The following is a 16,220-nucleotide window of genomic DNA, read 5'->3' on the forward strand; positions in this document are numbered from 1 at the left end:
ACAACCCAACGCGAACGCTTTTTTGCGATACTCCCCTGAGAACAGTCGTGGATCTCGAGCCGAGCGACCACGAACCCGAGGAGGTCGATCCCGAGAGCGACCTCTACGATCCGACCACCGACTCGCTGACGATCCCACAGGTCGAGACTGATGCCAGCGACGCCGATCCGAAACTGGTTACAATGTTCTGGGCGCTCGTACTCGTCGTCAAAGCCTCGATTCTCACGACCTCACTCGGGATTCTGTTGCTCGCGTTCGACGTCATGCCGCAGTTTGGCCTAGCGGCGCTCGCGGCCGGAGTCGTGCTCTCGGGGTTCGCCGTCTACCGGTACCGGACGTTCGATCCGTCGGCCGTTTCGAGCGACGTCGACGGCGATTCAGAAGAGATCGGAGCCAACGCCCACGCCGGAAGACCTTCCGACGAGACAACGCCCGAGGATCCGGCGAACAGCACCGCGGAGGACCAGCCGTGAAACCCGTCCGCGGCGACGACGGCACCCGCTACCTGCTCGTCAAACGCTCGTCGGACTCGAGTCTCGTTCGCGACCCCACTACCGGCGAGGAGCGCTACGTCGATAACGCTCGACTCGAGCCGCTTCCCGAGCTATCGGCGCTCGAGCTGGCCACCCAGGCGGTCGACGACGACGTCCGTCCCCTCCTCCTGTCGATTCACGACGAGCGAACGCTCGGACTCGTCCTCGAACTCGCCGAACGCGGCCCTCTCGGCGTTCGAGAGATTCTCGGGTACAGCGACTTCTGCGAGAGCGACCTCCACGGCCGACTGACCGTCCTCACGGCTGGCGGCGTCCTGGAGGAGACCGAGGTCGGCGGCGAGCGCGGGTACGCGATAAGCGACTCCGCGCGTCGCGGGCTCGAGGTGCTCACCGGGGGAAGGCTGTCGTGAAAAGACGGCGTCGGACGGAGAGTGACGACCTCCCTCAGTCGCTAATCTGACGCCAGCAGCGCCGCCTCCGGGGGTTCGCCCCGCTCGAGGCGCGAGCGATTCGACGTGGAATCCTTCTCGACACGCACGATGTCGTCGGCCGCGCCCACGAGTTCTTCGTCGTGGCTCACGACCACGATCTGTTCGACGCCCAGGTCGCGCATCGACTCGATGAGCGACACGAGCTGGGTGACGTGGCCCGAATCCAGGAACACGGTCGGCTCGTCGAGGATCAGCGGCGGCATCGGGGCCGATCCCTCGACGCCCTCCGCCAGCAGCCGGTAGATCGCACAGCGGAGGCTCAGGTTGAACAGGGCCCGCTCGCCTCCGGATAGCTGTTCGGGCTCGAGCGCCTCCCCATCCTTCTGGTAGACCGTCAGCCGATAGTCGCCATCCAGGTCGATCGCCGCGTAGGAGTCGTTCTGGTAGACCAGGTCGAACGTCTCGTTGAGCAGGCGCTCGAGCGTCTCGACGTTCCGCTGGCGCAGTTCGGCCCGGAGGTCGCCGTAGGTCGCCTGCAGCGTCTCGGCCTCGTCGTACAGCGACTGGAGGTCCGCCACCCGATCCTCGACGCGCTCGAGATCTGTTCGGAGATCCTCCAGATCCTCGAGTTCCTGCTCGACGGCTCCGATCGCGTTCTGGATGCCCTCGCGCTTCTCCTCGAGCTCCTCGAGTTTCGGCTCGACCTGCTCGAGGTAGTGCTCCGCGTTGTGTTTCTTCTCGCGAGCGTCTTCGATCCGGCCCTCGTCGAACTCGTCCTCGAGGGCCCGCTTTCGCTCCCGTTTGTCCGAGAGACGGGTCCGGCGCTCCTCGTTGAGTTCGGCCTTGTTCGCCCGTTCCGTGCGGGCGCGCTCGATGTCGCCCGCGAGTTCCTCGAGCCGGTCGGTGAGGGAGTCCACCGACTCGAGACCCTCGAGTTCGGTCTTGATCTCGGCGCGCTCGCCGTTGAGGTCGCCCAGGCGTTTCCGGGTTTCGGCCAGGCCGTCCTCGAGCGCGTCCGCCTCGTCTCGTTTCTCGGTCGCCGTCTCCCGAAGGTCCTCGACGCGCCCTTCGAGTTCCTCGCGCCGCTCGCGGCGCTCCCCGATCGTCTCGCGCTTTTCGTCGAGCAACTGGGCGACGTTCTCGCGGTTCCCCTCGAGATCCGCGACCTCCCCTTCGACCTCGACCAGCTCCTCGGCGCGCTCGAGTCTGGTTTCGGCATCTTCCAGGTCGGCCTCGATATCGCCCCGCTCGGTCTCGAGGTCGGCCAGTTCCTCCTGGCGTTCGTCGAGCACGTCGACGTGCGGCGAGTCCTCGACGGGCTGGCCACACTCGGGGCACTTCCCCTCCTCGAGCAGGGCCTCGCCCTCCTCGATCGACGCCTCGACGGCCTCGATTTTGGCCGTCACGGTAGCGAGATCGGATTTGTACTCGTCTCGCTGGGCTGCCAATTCCTCATGGTGGTCGTCCGCGTCGCCGAACGCGATCGGCGCGTCCTCGAAGCGATTTCGCTGCGCCTCGATCTCGTCCTCGAGGTCCGAAAGCGTCTCCTCTCGCCGTTCGATCGTCTCGGCCTCCGCCTCGAGCGTCTCGGCGAGGTCGTCGATCGTCGCCTGCTTCTCGTCGGCCTCCGCCTCGAGTTCGTCCGCGCGCGTTCGGAGTCGGTCGACCTCGCCGGTCGTCTCGGTGATCTCGACGCGAATCTCCTCGAGCTGGTCACGAAGTTCGTCGTCTCGTGACTCGAGGGTGTCGATGCGGGCGTCGACGGTCGGGGCGTCCTCGTCCTCGTCTGCGACGGGTGCGTCCTCAGGGTCGTCGAAGTCCGCGGCGGTTCCCGACGGGAGCGAAACCGGTTCCTCGAGGTCCTCGAGCAACGATGCTCGTTCATCCATCACGCTCTCCCGCTCGGACTCGAGGTTCTGAATCGTCTCGAGCAGTTCCTCGCGCTCACGCTCGGTCGCCGAAATCGTCTCCCGGAGCTCCTCGACGTCGTGTTCGAGCGCTGTGATCTCCTCGCGGGTTTCCTCGTGGCGTTCGAGGACCTCCGTCGCGTCCTCGAGCGTCTCCCGCGCGGCTTCGCGCTGGGACTCGAAGTTGTCGATCTCCGCGACCACGTCAGCCCGCCGGGTCTCGAGGGCGTTGAGCCGCTCGGGGAGGTCCTTCTCCTCCTTCGTCTCGATCTGCTCGCGCAGTTTCTCGAGGGCACCCTCCTGGCGGTCGAGAACGTCCTTGACGCCCAGGCGGGCCTCGCTCGCCCGCTCGCGGTACTCCTCGAGCGCGCCGAGCTGGAGGAGGTCGTCAATCATGTCCTGGCGCTCGCGCGGAGAGGCGTGGATGAGCTTGTTGACCTCGCCCTGGCGGACGTACGCGCAGTTGACGAACGCGTCGGCGTCCATCCGCAGGAGTTGCGTCACCTCCCGGCGGACGTCGCGGGCGCCCTCGACCGTGTCGTCGGGCGTCTCGAGGACGCACTTCGTGGTGGTCGCCCGGTCGCCCCGAAGTTTGAGTTCCCGGCGGATGCGGTAGCTCGTTCCGTCGTGGGTAAAGGCGAGGTCGACCTCGCTCTCGTCTTCGCCGATGGTGATCACGTCGTCGAGGGTCCGGTCGTCGAGGGCCTTCGAACCGTAGAGCGCGAAGAAGACGGCCTCGAGCAGGGTCGACTTGCCGCTGCCGTTGACGCCGTGGACGACGGTGACGCCGTGCTCGAGGCCGAGGTCGGCCTCGGCGTAGCACTTGAAGTTGCGCAGGGAGAGGGAGTCGACTCTCACGCGAAATCACCCAGGGAAGTAGTATCGGCCTGGTCGTCCGGTTCGGTTGCGCTCCCCTCGTCGGTACCCTCGGCTTCGGTTTCGGCGGCGACTTCCGCGACATCCGCCGTTTCGTCCGATTCGTCGGCTTCGAGCGCCGCTGCTGAGTCGCTGTCCTCGAGCGCCTCTGCCGCTTTGCCGCTCTCGAGCGCCTCCGCCGTCGCATCGTCCCCACCCGAGAGCGCGTCGGCGACGGTCTGGACGTCCTCCGGGTCCCGTTCCGGAGCCGGGGCAAACGCCGAGTCGTCGGACTCGAGGAGTTCCTCGACCCGCCGCTTCGTCGATTCGCGAACGTTCGCGTCGACCACGTCGTCGTCTCGGACCGTCTGGTCGATCTCGAGGGCCGCGTCGCTGAGTCCGAGTTCGCGCACGCGCTCGCGAACCGCCGCGTCGGGGTCCGCGAAGCTCACTGAAATCTCGGCGTCCTCGTCGGCGAGTTCCCGGCGGTCGTTCACCCGTGCGACGAGCGCGCCGCGCTCGAGGGCGAGTTCCTCGACGGCTGCGGGAGCGACCGGTCGGCCCTCCCCCTCGATAGTGACGATCACGACCGCGTCCTCGAGGTCGTACTCCCGCACCCGTTCCTGGACCCGGTCGACGCCCTCCTCATCCGCGAGGTCGACGTCGACGAAGACGAACTCGCGGGTGCCGGGGATCGACCGTCGGCTGATCGCCACGTCGGAGTCGGAGTCGAACGTGACGAGGTTGTACCCTCGATCCTCGCGCTCGCTCGCGCTCGCACGCTCGGTCGACCCGCAGTAGGTGACCCAGGTGTCGGCCACCTCCGCGGTGTCGGCCGCGTGGTTGTCTCCGAGCAACATCGCGTCGAAGTTGACCGACGCCTCCTCGAGGACGAATTCGGTGTCCCAGTCGGCGTGGGCGAACGGTTCGAACAGGCCGTGGCTCACGAGGGCGGCGTGGTCGGCGTCGCCGGGAATCGGGTCGAAGTCGTAGGCGAGGTCTTCGCGCCGTGAGCGGGGGACGAAGTCGAGACCGTAGAAAGCCACGTCGTCGACCACCACCGGATCGGGCCCAAGTCGGGTCGCCAGCCCCAGGTCGGCGAAGAGGTCGAGCCACTGGGCGTCCCGTTTGCCCTCGTGGTTGCCGACGACCGCCAGGAACGGAACCTCGGCGTCGGCCAGGCGCCGGAGCACCTCGACGGTTCCCTGGAGGTCGACCAGGCCGGGCCGCCGGTCGTGAAAGAGGTCGCCGGCGTGGATTACGGCGTCTACCTCGTCCTCGATCGCGTCCGTCGCGACGCTGTCGAACGCCTCGAGAAAGTCCCGTCGTCGCTCGGGCGCGTTGTACTGCTGATACCCGATGTGGGTGTCGCCCGTGTGTATCACCCGCGTCATCTACGACGACATTGCGCGTCGGCGACTAAAGGGGTTCCGCGACCGGACCGAAAGTGAAAGATCGGTTTGCATTCGAGTTCGAGGTCAGGTCCGAACGAGTGATCAGTTCTCGAGTTCGAGCGAGTAGAGTCGCTTGCGGGCGTCCGAGAAGGAAAACCGAGACGCGACGACGTTCTGCTCCTCGAGTCGGCTGAGGGCGTAGCGGACGGTTCGCGGCGGCAACAGGCTCTCCTGGGCGATCTGTTGCTGGGTCATCGTGTCATTGTACTCGAGAACCTTCGCGACGAGCTTCGCACTGGGCGGCAGGTCGCGGACGTCCTCCCACGTCCCTCGCTCCGGCTCCTCTCCCTGAAACGATTCTGAGATACTCATTACACGACCACCTTCCGCATACAGGGTGATAATATTTTCTGTTTCAAAATATTCCTAGTGGTTATTCATCGGAGGGGTGTACCTACCCGAAGTCTCTTATGATGGAATGCCCTACCAGTGCGTAATGACCGATACTGTGGACGACGTCGAAGTCCCGTACGACGAGGACGAGGCGTCTCAACAGGAGAAAATACGGGCTCTCGAGGAGCGTCTGGAACTCCTCGAATCCCAGAACGAGGAGATGCGGGACAAGCTCCTCGACGCGAACGCCGAGAACAACAAGTACCAGCAGAAACTCGAGCGTCTGACCCACGAAAACAAGAAGCTCAAGCAGTCGCCGCTGTTCGTCGCCACCGTCCAGGAGATGACCGACGAGGGCGTCATTATCAAACAACACGGCAACAACCAGGAGGCGCTGACCGAGGTCACCGAGGAGATGCGCGGCGACTTAGAGCCCGACGCCCGCGTCGCCGTCAACAACTCGCTGTCGATCGTCAAGTCCCTCTCGAACGAGACCGACGTCCGGGCCCGGGTGATGGAAGTCACCGAGAGTCCCGACGTGAGCTACGAGGACATCGGCGGCCTCGACGAGCAGATGCAGGAAGTTCGCGAAACCGTCGAAATGCCCCTGAAGAGCCCAGAGATGTTCGACGAGGTCGGTATCGATCCTCCGAGCGGTGTTCTCCTGTACGGGCCGCCGGGCACGGGGAAGACGATGCTCGCCAAAGCCGTCGCCAACCAGACCGACGCGACGTTCATCAAGATGGCCGGCTCAGAACTCGTCCACAAGTTCATCGGAGAGGGTGCGAAGCTGGTCCGTGACCTCTTCGACGTCGCCCGCGAGCACGAGCCTGCCGTCATCTTCATCGACGAGATCGACGCCATCGCCGCCAAGCGTACCGAGTCGAAGACCTCCGGCGACGCCGAGGTCCAGCGGACGATGATGCAGCTGCTGAGCGAGATGGACGGCTTCGAAGAGCGCGGTGACATTCGCATCATCGCGGCGACGAACCGCTTCGACATGCTCGACCGTGCGATCCTCCGCCCCGGCCGGTTCGACCGCCTCATCGAGGTCCCGAAGCCGACCGAGGAAGGACGGGAGCTGATCTTCCAGATCCACACCCGGAACATGAACGTCTCCGACGACGTCGACTTCGCCCAGCTGGCCGCCGAGACGCCCGAGGCCTCCGGGGCCGACGTCAAGGCCATCTGCACCGAAGCTGGGATGTTCGCCATCCGCGACGACCGCACGGAGATCCGGATGCAGGACTTCTACGACGCCTGGGAGAAAGTCCAGGCCGAGTCCACCGAGGACCCCGAGGTCTCGAAGACGTTCGCCTGAGCCTCGAGCGCCTGAATCCCGAGCGAGACTCTTTTCGCGTTCGCGTCTTCTTCGATTTCGATACCTGAATCTACGAGTAGCCGTCGAGTCACCACTCTCGATCGATTACCGCGTGACTCGAGTGATCGCTCCTCCTCGAGACTATCGGTCGAATCTCGAGGTGATCTCGAAGGTGAATCTCAAGAGCAAACGTCGAGGGCAAAAACGAACGCAGGTGCTACAGCGTCGCGAAAAGGGCCCAGGGAACCAGGAACAGCGCGACAGTCATCAGCCCGAGAATCGCCAGGTAGCCCGCACCCGTGCCGAGGGCTGTGAGCCACGTTGGATGCTCGTACGCCGAGAGATCGAGTGCCATACTCGATTCTCCGCCGAAGCGATCATAAACGTACCGGGAACGCCAGCCATCGTTCGGACCGTTTTTATCGCTCGAGTGGCTACTTCGCTGCAATGACGACAATCGCCGTGGTGGACAATCACGGACAGTTCACCCACCTGGAACAGCGTGCGCTGCGCGACCTCGGCGTCGACTGCACGCTCGTCGACAACGAGACGCCGCCCGAAGACGTCGAGGCCGACGGCATCGTCCTCTCGGGTGGCCCCGACATGGACCGCATCGGCCAGAGTGCCGCCTACCTCGAGGACGACCGCCCCGTCCTGGGCATCTGTCTCGGTATGCAACTCATGGCCGTCGAACTCGGCGGCGAAGTTGGCGGCGGCGACTACGGCGGCTACGCCGACGTCACCGTGGACGTGCTCGAGGAAGACGACCCGCTCATCGGATCGCTGGCCCCCGAGACGCGCGTCTGGGCGAGTCACGCCGACGAGGTCAAAACGCTGCCTGAGGGGTTCACCTGCACGGCCTCGAGCGACGTCTGCGGCGTCGAGGCCATGAGCGACACGGACCGGGACCTCTACGGCGTCCAGTGGCACCCCGAGGTGGCCCACACCGAAGAGGGCGAGGAAGTGTTCGAGAACTTCCTCGAGATCTGTCTGGCGTCGGCGGAAGCGACGCACTGACGGCCACCGCATCGAGTCTGCCGTCTCCTGCCGTCCCCTGGCGGCTCGAGGCTACTCACTCTCCGGCTGATTCACTCTCTGGCTCGGATCGATCACCGACCACTCGATACGTCCGCCCCCGCTTGCTACCGACGGCCTCGATCAGGTCGTAGTGAACCATCTTCGTCAGATAGTTCCGGAGCGTCCGCGACGTCTTGGGATCGTCCACCCGTCGCTCGTACTCGGCGTAGAGCGCGCTCGGTTCGATCTCGCCCGCTTCGTCGATGACGTCGTAGAGCACCCGCTGGTGTTCGATCAGGCCGTCGATGGTTTCCCGGCGGATCGCCTCCCTGGTATCGGGAATCGCCTCCTCGAGCGCCTCGTTCGAGAGCGTCCCGCCGCCGCGGCGCGTCTCGATCCGGGCTGCCGAGCGCAGGATGCCGATTCCGACGCGGGCGTCGCCGCCCGCCGCCTGCGCGATCAATTGTAGCTGGTCATCCTCGACGGCGCCCGGCTCGAGGCCCTGTTTCGCCCGTTCTCGAAGAATCGCGACCAGTTCCTCGGTCGAATACCGGTCGAACTGCACGCGCGTCCCGGCGCGCAGGCGAGAGCGGACGCGGTCGTCGAACCCGGCGAAGAGTTCGGCCTCGCGGTTGGCGATCAACACCAGCGAGACGTGCCCGAGCCGGTGGAGGTCGTACAGGGCCGTCGTCTCCTCGAGCTGGTCGACCTCGTCGAGGATGGCGACGACGGGCTGGTCGTTCGCCGCTGCGAGGCGGTCGAACAGTTCGTCCTTCGGCGTCGAGCGGTGGACCTCGAGCGCGAGTCCAAGCGCATCGAGGATCGCGTACAGCACGCGATACCGAGTGTGGTCCTGCCAACAGTTGACGTAGGCGACCTGCACGTCGGGTCGCTTTTCCTGCAACCGGTCGAGCGTGTATCGCGCGATGCAGGTCTTGCCGACGCCCGTCGGCCCAAGCAGAAAGGTCGTCTCCGGTCGATCTCCGTGAAGGATCGGCTCGAGCGTCTCCGAGAGGTGAGAGACCTCGTCGTGGCGGTGGACCACCTCGCTCGGAACGAAGTCCTCCTGGAGGACGCGCGGATCGACGATCACGATACGACGAGTGTGCGCTCGAGGACCATAAACGGTCGTGGCTCCGCATGCACTCTTGACGCCGGCGTCCGTACGCGACGTATGCACACCGCCGTTCAGCTGTACTCCTTGCGAAGGCTCGATCGATCGCTTCCCGAGAAACTCGAATTCGTGGCGCGAACTGGGCTCGAGGGCGTCGAGCTGGCGGGATTCGACGACGCGGATCCCGCAGCCGTCGCCGACGCGCTCGAGCGGACGGGGCTCGAGGCGATGGCTGCCCACGTCCCGATCGAGGACCTCGAGGCCGACCTCGAAGCGGCCGTTCGACCTTACGGACCCATCGGCTGTGATCGAATCGTCGTTCCGTGGCTCGATCCCGAGGCGTTTCGGTCTCGTCGTGCAGTCGAGGAGACGCCCCAGCGGCTCTCGAGACTGGGCGAACGACTCACCGACCTCGGATTCTCCCTCGCCTACCACAATCACACGCAGGAGTTCGTATCGATCGAATCGGCCGAAGACGAGCAACGGGACGCCTTCGACTTCCTCGTCGACGAACTCGCGGGAACTCCCGTGACGCTCGAGCTAGACGTGGGATGGGCTCACGCCGCAGGTCGCGACCCTGTTGCCCTCCTCGAGCGTTACGGCGAGCAGGTCCCGCTAGTTCACCTGAAAGACGTCGACGTCGACGAGCCGTGCGCCCTCGGGGCGGGCTCGGTCCCGCTCGAGGCCTGCGTCGACGCCGCCCGGGAAGCGGGCGTAGAGTGGCTCGTCTACGAACACGATGACCCATCGGATCCGGAACTGGCTCTCGAGCGCGACACCCAGACCATGGTAGACTTACTCGGTCGATGACAACTCGACGTAGAAACTGGACGTTCTACGAATCGACGGACGAACACTCGCTCAGGGATGACAATGGCGTCCCTGCAGAATGTTCTGTGGATACGAAATCACGGGGAAATTACTTATCAATTGAACAAACACTCAACCCATGGAGCGCCGCTACTTCCTCCTTGGAACAGCCGCTATCGCATCGGGCTTATCTGGCTGTTCGACACTGTCCTCCGACTCGCAGTCGCTCGACGTGATCCTGTTCAATCAGACGAGTGACCCCTATACAGTCGAACTGAGAATGTTCCGAGATCACGACGACTCGAGCCGTAGCGAAGCGAGAGTCTTCTCCAGTCGCCTCGACGTAGATCCAGAGGGAGAAACACGGCGAGAAAATGCGGCCGAAGCCGAGCACTACGTCGTCGATTACGGTGTGTACAGGGACAATAGTAGACTAACCGATCAGGGTCACGTACACTATTCTCCTCCGAATGGCGAAGATACCGATACCCTGGCGTTCGATATCCGGCCGCCGGGGGTACTCACTCGCCGCTGAGAGAGTCCAGGCGGAGTGAGGACGCCAATTGGTGTCAATCACGAACCCGGCCTGGTTTCCACAGCATGGCAGGAAAATCAGCTGGACTGTTGAGTGTACCCGCCCCGAGTCACTGAAATTCGTATATCGTCATGAAGTATATGGCCCGGGGCTGACTGAAGATTCAGAAGTCGAGAGCGTAGCGAGTTCATCGAGCGTTACCGTCCTGTGTCTTCCGCAAATCAACGCCCTAGGCGTACACCTCGTTTCGGTGATGCGACGAGTAATGAGCTCGCCCAGGTGAAACCGGCGCAGTCTGAATCCGCGAAGCTGGAACCCGGTTTCGCAGCCGCGACCCCCCGGGTCTCGTGCCGAACTCGCCCTTGCTCGAGGGCCCGTTCCGCCGGCCGCTGAGGAGAGACCAGTAGTCTTCTCCGAATCCGAGATTCGGGAAGTCGACAGCCGGCATCGGAGAGCACTCGAGACACACCGTCGTCGAGGGCAGGCGAACGTGGCACCGGTAGCTGATGGCGGGGTGCCCTCTCCTGGAGGCATTTCCAGCCTTCGATTGCCGTTCGCACCCTACGGCCGCTATCGATGCTGGTTCGGCGTCACGGTCTCGAGAAGCACCCGGTCCAGATCCGTTCTCGCGATGAGATACCCTCACTGAACGTGGCCGACCGAAGGCGCACTATCAATCCCGGTGGGGTGGTTAGCGTATCGATCCCGGATGGGGGAGTCGGCGAATCGATTCCGGACTGAGAGCCGCCGCCGATACGCGGCGCCGATTCGACGGACCGTAGATTCGCTCTCGAGAGCTGGTCGAGGAAGATCGCCGATCAGTAGGTGCCGTACCGGTCGTGGGCGCGTTTGCGGAGATTTTGCGTTCGATTTCGACGAATCGGGCAGGCCGGTGAGAGTCCAATAAACCTCATTGTGGTATATCAAATTGGAGGCCGTGGACACGGCTCGGGCCTCGAGCGCGACCGAAAAAATAGCCGACTGCGGAGGGAAGTCAGTACGGCGCGTAGAACACCCATCCCTCCGGCGGGACCCAGACTTCGACCCAACCGTCGCCGTTGACCTCGACGTCGCCGGCGGCCCCGCTGTAGTCCGTGAGCGTCTCGTTGCGCCAGGTCGTGTACACCCACTGGCCCTTCCAGTCGTTCGTGTTGTTGTTCAACCCGACGAGCAAGTTGTTGTCCCGCTCGTAAATCGCGAGATCGGAGTCGGTGTAGCGCCAGTAGGTCGCCCCGCCCGCGAGGTTCTTCTTGACCCAGACCATGTTGTTGATCGCGTCGTCGTCGAGGATGCTATCGGGGTAGAGGTTGTACACCATCGGCGTCCCCTCGATCGTGAGGACGTGCGCGTGAGCGAGGTGGTACTGCGGTGGTGCACCCTCGTCGTGGTTCTGGACGAAGGGCCAGGCGTGCCACGAGTCCTGTGCCTTTAGTCCGGCCCCCTCGAGCTGGCTCATATCGCCATAATCGAAGACCGACTCGAGCGTCCAGTACAGCGGGAAATCGAAGGCGTCCATCCCGGTGTCGACGTAGTTCTGGACGTAGTCGACGCTACCGTCGAACACCTCGCCGACGCGGTTCATACCGAACTCGTCGGCCCAGGGATTCGCGTACTGGTCCCAGAACTCGGCCTCGACGTGTTTGACCGCGTCGTATCGGTAGCCATCCGCCCCGAAACTCGCGATTTTCTGCATGTAGTTGTACAACTGCTCGCGGACGTACGGCGCCGTGTCCTCGTGGCCGTGGGCCTCGAGCTGGGCGAGGTCCTTGAGCCCGAGCAGGTCGCCGTGTTCGACCTGGTGCTCGTCGTCCCAGTCGTCGATGGAGCCGACGTGCGTGTGGAAGTGCTCCTCGTTGAACTGCGGAAAGTCGTACCCCCGGTTGGCGGCCATGTGGTTCATCACGCAGTCGACGTACACCTCAAGGTCGTTGTCGTGGGCGGTGTCGATGAGTCGTTGCAAGTCGGCTTCGGTGCCGAACTCGCTGTCGAACGATCGGAAGTCCACTGGCTGGTAGCCGAGTGGCGGGTCGTTCCGGCCGTCCTGATCCGACCACGTCAGTTCGCTCTCCTGAGGGGCCTGAATCCAGATACCGTCGTAGCCGCGGTCGGCGACCTTCCAGAGGTTGTCAGTGATAGTCGGCCAAGTTTCGTGGAAGTACTGGAAGAACGCTCGTTCCCCTGCAGCCGACACCGTCGAGGCCGACCCGAGACCGGCGAGTGCCAACCCGGTCGTCGCTGCTCCACGAACGACGTTCCGCCTGCTGATCGTCAGTGATTCCTGTTCACGTTCGCCGTGAGTGTCTTTCTCAGACATGCAAGTACGAGGTACTATTACACCCAAAATATGTATTTTGTAAGTTTGGATTACAATTAACGGCTATTTGGAAAGGAGTATCGGCGACCTCACCATGTAGATTCGAGGAGAGCGTGTAAGCCGTGATCGAGCAGGATAGAAACCGGAACCTGTCGTCCTAGCGCTGATCAAATCGGAGAGTATCCACCGTGGTTTCTTTACCACCGGCCGACACCCTCCGGTATGGACGAGATCTCACTCGGCGTCCCGGAACCGGTACTCGAGCGACTGCCAGACGACAGCGGCGACGCGGCGATAGACATGCAACAGGCCGTCGCCGGTTGGGAGAGTCGACTGAATCGCGCCATCGAGGAAGCCGACGACGACGCGGAAGCCGCCGGCCACGTCCTCGACGCGATCGAACACTTCGAGGATCGTCTCGAGACCTACGACGCGTTCGTCCCCGAACTGCGGGCGTGGGGGCAGTCGCCGATTTACGCCATTGCGTGGCGAACGCTCTATGCGGACGTAATCGCACAGCTGTACGAACACGACGACCTGGCGACGTACCTCGACCGGGAGCGAAATTCCCGGCTGGTCCAGGACGGGATTCGTCTTCGGGATCTGTAGTTCTGGCAGCCGATCGTACTCTCTTCCGTTCGAAACAGTCGGTTGCGAATGCAGACGCAACGATTTTCTTCGTATCTACGGTAGAGAGGGGCGTGAACGCGAGGGACGAGGACGGCGCTGACCTGGACGCGACGACGCGACTTCGCCGGCGTGTGCTCCCGACACTGCACCGAATCAAAGAGCCGCTGGGCGGGTTCGCCACGTGTACCCAGCACCCGTCTGAGTACGTCGGAACCATCGAACGTGACCTGCGAGCGTTTCGGCCGGACCTCGAGGCGATGGCGTTTGCACCCGAACCGATCGCCTCGTTGAAGGTCCACGAGGACGGCCGCTTCTCGGCTGGAAGCTGGGTACGGCGGCGGTCGCCGCTGGCCGACTGGCAGCTACACGTGACGCTGTTTCAGGACGGACGAGACGCCGTCGAGGTGTTCGCCCACCGGGAGTACTCCTGGCTTCGCCACCCCTACAAGCACTACGTCGGTGACGGCTGGGATACGTCGAGCGGCGTCGAACGGATGCGGTCGCTGTTGCGGGGTCACGGGATCGAGTTCGTCGTGGACTAGACGAGGCCAGCGGGGCGGTTCACGCCTCGAGACCTTTCGTCCCGTACCGTGCCTCGAGACGTCCGTTGTGGGTCTCGAGACGAACCGAGAACGTATCGACAACGCAACCTATTCGGCCCCCGCGTTCGAACCACGACCTATGACCCGGACGGAGACGGTCGCCGCCTTCACAGACCTCTACCTCCCCACGGTCAACGGTGTCACCTACACGATCCAGCTCTGGCGCGAGCGCTGGCGCCAGCAACGGACGGCGATGCCCATCGTCTACCCGGAGATGGACGGCTACGAGGCGGGCCCCGGCGAACACCCGATCCGAAGCGTTCGCGCGCCGCTGTACCCGCAGTATCGCCTCGGGCTTCCCTCGATTCCGGACGACCTGGAGACGCCGGAGGTCGTCCACGTCCACACGCCGTTCACCATCGGCTTCGCCGGGATTCGCTTCGCTCGCAAGCGCGACGTACCCGTCGTCGCCTCCTACCACACCCTCCTCGACGACCGGGCCAGCCAGCACGTCTCTGGCAACGTCCTCGACGGCGTCAAGCGGACCTGCCGGCTCTACGAACGCACGTTCTTCGAGCGCGTCGACCACGTCACCGCGCCGACCTCCTTCGCCCGCGATCACTTGCTCGAGACCGTCGAGGCCGACGTCGACGTGACGGTGGTCTCGAACGGCATCGACACCGACTTCTTCCGCCCCGTCGATCCGACCTCGTTTCGCTCCCGGTACGACCTCCCCGACGACCGCCCGCTACTCGGCTACACCGGGCGCCACGGCGAGGAGAAGAACCTCGAGGAGGCGATCGACGCCGTGGACGGAACGCGGATGACACTCGTCCTCGGCGGCGACGGACCCGCTCGCGAAGCCCTCGAGGAACGTGCGGCCGAGGTGAACGCCGACGTCAGGTTCCTCGGCTTCCTCGAGCGCGAGGAGTTGCCGGCGTTTTACGCCGCGCTCGACGTGTTCATCTTCCCGAGTCCGGTCGAGACCCAGGGGCTCGTGGCGCTCGAGGCGACCGCCTGCGGGACGCCCGTCGTCGCCGTCGACGAGGGGGCGCTGACCGATTCGGTGATCCAAGGTGAAACCGGCTACCGCTACCGGCGCGGATCGATCGGGGACCTCCAGTGGGCGATCACGCGCTGTCTCGACGAACACGACCGCCTGGCCGATCTCTGTCGCCGTCGCCGGGCGATGCTCTCTGTCGACCACTCCATCGAGCAGTTATCGGAGATTTACGATGGGCTCGTCTGAGCGGGCTCGGGAGCGGCCCCAGGAGCGGTCTCGGGGAAGCGTACAGCACCCGACTCGAGACCAATTTTCAGCAGGCCCGACTGCGGGCACTTAAGTCTCGTCGCGTCAATTCGAGCGCATGGAACTCGATCTTCGATTTTTCGCCACGTTTCGCGAAGCCGTCGGCCAGAAGGATCTCTCGAGGACGGTCGAGGACGGCGCGACCGTCGGCGACGTGCTCGAAGCGCTGGAAGCAGAGTACCAGGGCCTCGAGGGAGAACTGCTCCAGGACGGCGCGATTCGGCCGCAACTGAGCGTGTTGAAAAACGGCCGGGACGTGGTCCACATGGCGGGCGTCGACACTGACCTGGAGGAGGGCGATCGGCTCTCGGTGTTTCCACCCGTCGCGGGCGGCTGATTCGCTCGAAAGGGTAAGTCGAGAGTTGGCGGACACCCTGCCGCCGAACGCACGTTTATGGGCACTCTCCACGAAACTGATTCAATGACCACGCGCGTCGAACGGTCCTTCCGGGGAATCTCCGAGCGACTCACCGTCCGCTACCTCGAGAACCTGGGCGGCGAGCGGGTAGCAGACGACGTCGTCGAGGGAGACGGTTGGCGAGCCCAGTTCGACGCCGAGACGATCGGCGTCGGGCCGACGTTGACGCTGACCGAGGTGACCGTCGTCTTCGACGGCGAGGAGGACGTTCTCGAGGAACTCGTTCCCGCGTTCGCCCAGAAGGCGATGCGGGCTGGAGGGTGAGATTGGCGATGACGGTCGCCGGCGAGCCGATCGAGGGTCAGATCCTCCTGCTCGCGGCGGCGAAAGCGAGCGTCCCGCCGTCACAGCTTCCGGATCTCGTGGAACGGGTTCAACACTACCTCGCGGCCAATCTCGACCGATATCGTCGATCGGCGGAGTGCCCCTACGAGGACGACGACCGGATCGTATTACTGTTCGAAACCGGGTTCTGGGAGCAGACCGGGTCGACGCTCGCACTCGAGGAGCGCGAGTGGGACGCCGTCTCGCGCGCACACGCCGAACAGTTTCGTCGGATCGGGCGCCGCCGCGACCGCGAGGACGAGTTCGAGACGGCACTGGAGATTCGCGAGCCGGTCTGTATCGGCCGCCCAGCCGCTACCGAACGAAATAGGTCTGGCTGACAGCAGGTCGAACGAGCACCGAACGAGTACCGAATACGCTCGGATACACGCCCGGATACGCGCTAGAAGGA

At 64.2% G+C, this 16,220-nt stretch carries 18 protein-coding genes; 12 read left to right on the forward strand and 6 right to left on the reverse strand.

Translation table 11 applies throughout. The features are described from left to right. Positions 1-47 precede the first annotated feature (47 nt). A complete protein-coding gene (locus tag ACFQO4_RS08540) occupies positions 48-473 on the forward strand; it encodes a DUF7322 domain-containing protein (protein ID WP_500260526.1) in 426 nt (141 codons plus the stop codon). Continuing rightward, positions 470-904: a DUF7346 family protein gene (locus ACFQO4_RS08545; protein WP_500260527.1), complete on the forward strand. Its 435-nt coding sequence runs from the start codon at positions 470-472 to the stop codon at positions 902-904. The genes ACFQO4_RS08540 and ACFQO4_RS08545 overlap by 4 nt, the downstream gene beginning before the upstream one ends. A gap of 41 nt (positions 905-945) precedes the next feature. On the opposite strand, the gene rad50 is transcribed toward ACFQO4_RS08545, so the two are convergent. The 3 genes from rad50 to ACFQO4_RS08560 form a co-directional block, all read right to left on the reverse strand. After that, positions 946-3,690: a DNA double-strand break repair ATPase Rad50 gene (gene rad50, locus ACFQO4_RS08550; protein ID WP_500260528.1), complete on the reverse strand. Its 2,745-nt coding sequence runs from the start codon at positions 3,688-3,690 to the stop codon at positions 946-948. Beyond that, the gene (gene mre11, locus ACFQO4_RS08555; RefSeq protein WP_500260529.1) at positions 3,687-5,081 is read right to left on the reverse strand and encodes a DNA double-strand break repair protein Mre11; all 1,395 of its coding nucleotides are present in this window, start codon (positions 5,079-5,081) and stop codon (positions 3,687-3,689) included. Before mre11 ends, rad50 begins: the two co-directional genes overlap by 4 nt. A 102-nt stretch (positions 5,082-5,183) precedes the next feature. Beyond that, positions 5,184-5,453, reverse strand: coding sequence for a MarR family transcriptional regulator (locus ACFQO4_RS08560; RefSeq protein ID WP_500260530.1), 270 nt, complete (start codon positions 5,451-5,453; stop codon positions 5,184-5,186). A gap of 124 nt (positions 5,454-5,577) precedes the next feature. Between ACFQO4_RS08560 and pan1 the strand changes: the two genes are divergently transcribed. Then, positions 5,578-6,795: a proteasome-activating nucleotidase Pan1 gene (gene pan1, locus ACFQO4_RS08565; protein WP_500260531.1), complete on the forward strand. Its 1,218-nt coding sequence runs from the start codon at positions 5,578-5,580 to the stop codon at positions 6,793-6,795. Between the two features lie 217 nt (positions 6,796-7,012). Here the strand turns inward: pan1 and ACFQO4_RS08570 are convergent, their stop codons facing one another. Continuing rightward, positions 7,013-7,150 (reverse strand): hypothetical protein, encoded by a 138-nt coding sequence (locus ACFQO4_RS08570; protein WP_253430069.1) that lies wholly within the window; start codon positions 7,148-7,150, stop codon positions 7,013-7,015. Positions 7,151-7,242: 92 nt separating this feature from the next. Here ACFQO4_RS08570 and ACFQO4_RS08575 point away from each other — a divergent pair, with 92 nt between their 5' ends. Then, complete coding sequence (locus tag ACFQO4_RS08575) at positions 7,243-7,812, forward strand: GMP synthase subunit A (protein ID WP_500260532.1); 570 nt, start codon at positions 7,243-7,245, stop codon at positions 7,810-7,812. A 55-nt stretch (positions 7,813-7,867) separates the two neighbouring features. Here ACFQO4_RS08575 and ACFQO4_RS08580 read toward each other — a convergent pair whose 3' ends face one another. Then, positions 7,868-8,905 (reverse strand): Cdc6/Cdc18 family protein, encoded by a 1,038-nt coding sequence (locus ACFQO4_RS08580; protein WP_500260533.1) that lies wholly within the window; start codon positions 8,903-8,905, stop codon positions 7,868-7,870. Positions 8,906-8,986: 81 nt separating this feature from the next. Between ACFQO4_RS08580 and ACFQO4_RS08585 the strand changes: the two genes are divergently transcribed. Together ACFQO4_RS08585 and ACFQO4_RS08590 are read left to right on the forward strand one after the other, a co-directional pair. Continuing rightward, positions 8,987-9,736, forward strand: coding sequence for a sugar phosphate isomerase/epimerase family protein (locus ACFQO4_RS08585; protein WP_500260534.1), 750 nt, complete (start codon positions 8,987-8,989; stop codon positions 9,734-9,736). A gap of 139 nt (positions 9,737-9,875) precedes the next feature. Then, positions 9,876-10,271: a hypothetical protein gene (locus tag ACFQO4_RS08590; protein WP_500260535.1), complete on the forward strand. Its 396-nt coding sequence runs from the start codon at positions 9,876-9,878 to the stop codon at positions 10,269-10,271. Positions 10,272-11,265: 994 nt separating this feature from the next. Here the strand turns inward: ACFQO4_RS08590 and ACFQO4_RS08595 are convergent. Then, complete coding sequence (locus tag ACFQO4_RS08595; RefSeq protein ID WP_500260536.1) at positions 11,266-12,585, reverse strand: alpha-amylase domain-containing protein; 1,320 nt, start codon at positions 12,583-12,585, stop codon at positions 11,266-11,268. 222 nt (positions 12,586-12,807) lie between these two features. Here ACFQO4_RS08595 and ACFQO4_RS08600 point away from each other — a divergent pair, with 222 nt between their 5' ends. The 6 genes from ACFQO4_RS08600 (at position 12,808) to ACFQO4_RS08625 (ending at position 16,149) form a co-directional block, all read left to right on the forward strand. Continuing rightward, positions 12,808-13,194: a DUF7971 family protein gene (locus ACFQO4_RS08600; protein WP_500260537.1), complete on the forward strand. Its 387-nt coding sequence runs from the start codon at positions 12,808-12,810 to the stop codon at positions 13,192-13,194. A 92-nt stretch (positions 13,195-13,286) separates the two neighbouring features. Next, positions 13,287-13,757, forward strand: a complete 471-nt coding sequence (locus tag ACFQO4_RS08605; protein ID WP_500260538.1) for a hypothetical protein — start codon at positions 13,287-13,289, stop codon at positions 13,755-13,757. A gap of 139 nt (positions 13,758-13,896) precedes the next feature. After that, positions 13,897-15,006: a glycosyltransferase gene (locus ACFQO4_RS08610; protein WP_500260539.1), complete on the forward strand. Its 1,110-nt coding sequence runs from the start codon at positions 13,897-13,899 to the stop codon at positions 15,004-15,006. A 118-nt stretch (positions 15,007-15,124) separates the two neighbouring features. Continuing rightward, complete coding sequence (locus tag ACFQO4_RS08615) at positions 15,125-15,403, forward strand: ubiquitin-like small modifier protein 1 (protein ID WP_500260540.1); 279 nt, start codon at positions 15,125-15,127, stop codon at positions 15,401-15,403. Positions 15,404-15,487: 84 nt separating this feature from the next. Continuing rightward, positions 15,488-15,748 (forward strand): MoaD-like domain-containing protein, encoded by a 261-nt coding sequence (locus tag ACFQO4_RS08620; RefSeq protein WP_500260541.1) that lies wholly within the window; start codon positions 15,488-15,490, stop codon positions 15,746-15,748. Between the two features lie 8 nt (positions 15,749-15,756). Continuing rightward, on the forward strand, positions 15,757-16,149 hold the full coding sequence (locus tag ACFQO4_RS08625) for a DUF8048 family protein (protein WP_500260542.1): 393 nt from the start codon (positions 15,757-15,759) through the stop codon (positions 16,147-16,149). Positions 16,150-16,220 lie beyond the last annotated feature (71 nt).

The sequence above is a fragment of the Saliphagus sp. GCM10025334 genome (assembly GCF_042663485.1).
Classification (GTDB): Archaea; Halobacteriota; Halobacteria; order Halobacteriales; family Natrialbaceae; genus Natronosalvus.

Excerpts from the sequence above, each read along its gene's own strand:
- ACFQO4_RS08590 (WP_500260535.1), top strand. The coding sequence starts at position 9,876 with ATGGAGCGCCGCTACTTCCTCCTTGGAACAGCCGCTATCGCATCGGGC.
- ACFQO4_RS08595 (WP_500260536.1), bottom strand. The coding sequence starts at position 12,585 with ATGTCTGAGAAAGACACTCACGGCGAACGTGAACAGGAATCACTGACG.
- ACFQO4_RS08600 (WP_500260537.1), top strand. The coding sequence starts at position 12,808 with ATGGACGAGATCTCACTCGGCGTCCCGGAACCGGTACTCGAGCGACTG.
- ACFQO4_RS08560 (WP_500260530.1), bottom strand. The coding sequence starts at position 5,453 with ATGAGTATCTCAGAATCGTTTCAGGGAGAGGAGCCGGAGCGAGGGACG.
- ACFQO4_RS08625 (WP_500260542.1), top strand. The coding sequence starts at position 15,757 with ATGACGGTCGCCGGCGAGCCGATCGAGGGTCAGATCCTCCTGCTCGCG.
- pan1 (WP_500260531.1), top strand. The coding sequence starts at position 5,578 with ATGACCGATACTGTGGACGACGTCGAAGTCCCGTACGACGAGGACGAG.
- ACFQO4_RS08610 (WP_500260539.1), top strand. The coding sequence starts at position 13,897 with ATGACCCGGACGGAGACGGTCGCCGCCTTCACAGACCTCTACCTCCCC.
- ACFQO4_RS08570 (WP_253430069.1), bottom strand. The coding sequence starts at position 7,150 with ATGGCACTCGATCTCTCGGCGTACGAGCATCCAACGTGGCTCACAGCC.
- ACFQO4_RS08615 (WP_500260540.1), top strand. The coding sequence starts at position 15,125 with ATGGAACTCGATCTTCGATTTTTCGCCACGTTTCGCGAAGCCGTCGGC.
- ACFQO4_RS08585 (WP_500260534.1), top strand. The coding sequence starts at position 8,987 with ATGCACACCGCCGTTCAGCTGTACTCCTTGCGAAGGCTCGATCGATCG.
- ACFQO4_RS08620 (WP_500260541.1), top strand. The coding sequence starts at position 15,488 with ATGACCACGCGCGTCGAACGGTCCTTCCGGGGAATCTCCGAGCGACTC.
- ACFQO4_RS08575 (WP_500260532.1), top strand. The coding sequence starts at position 7,243 with ATGACGACAATCGCCGTGGTGGACAATCACGGACAGTTCACCCACCTG.
- mre11 (WP_500260529.1), bottom strand. The coding sequence starts at position 5,081 with ATGACGCGGGTGATACACACGGGCGACACCCACATCGGGTATCAGCAG.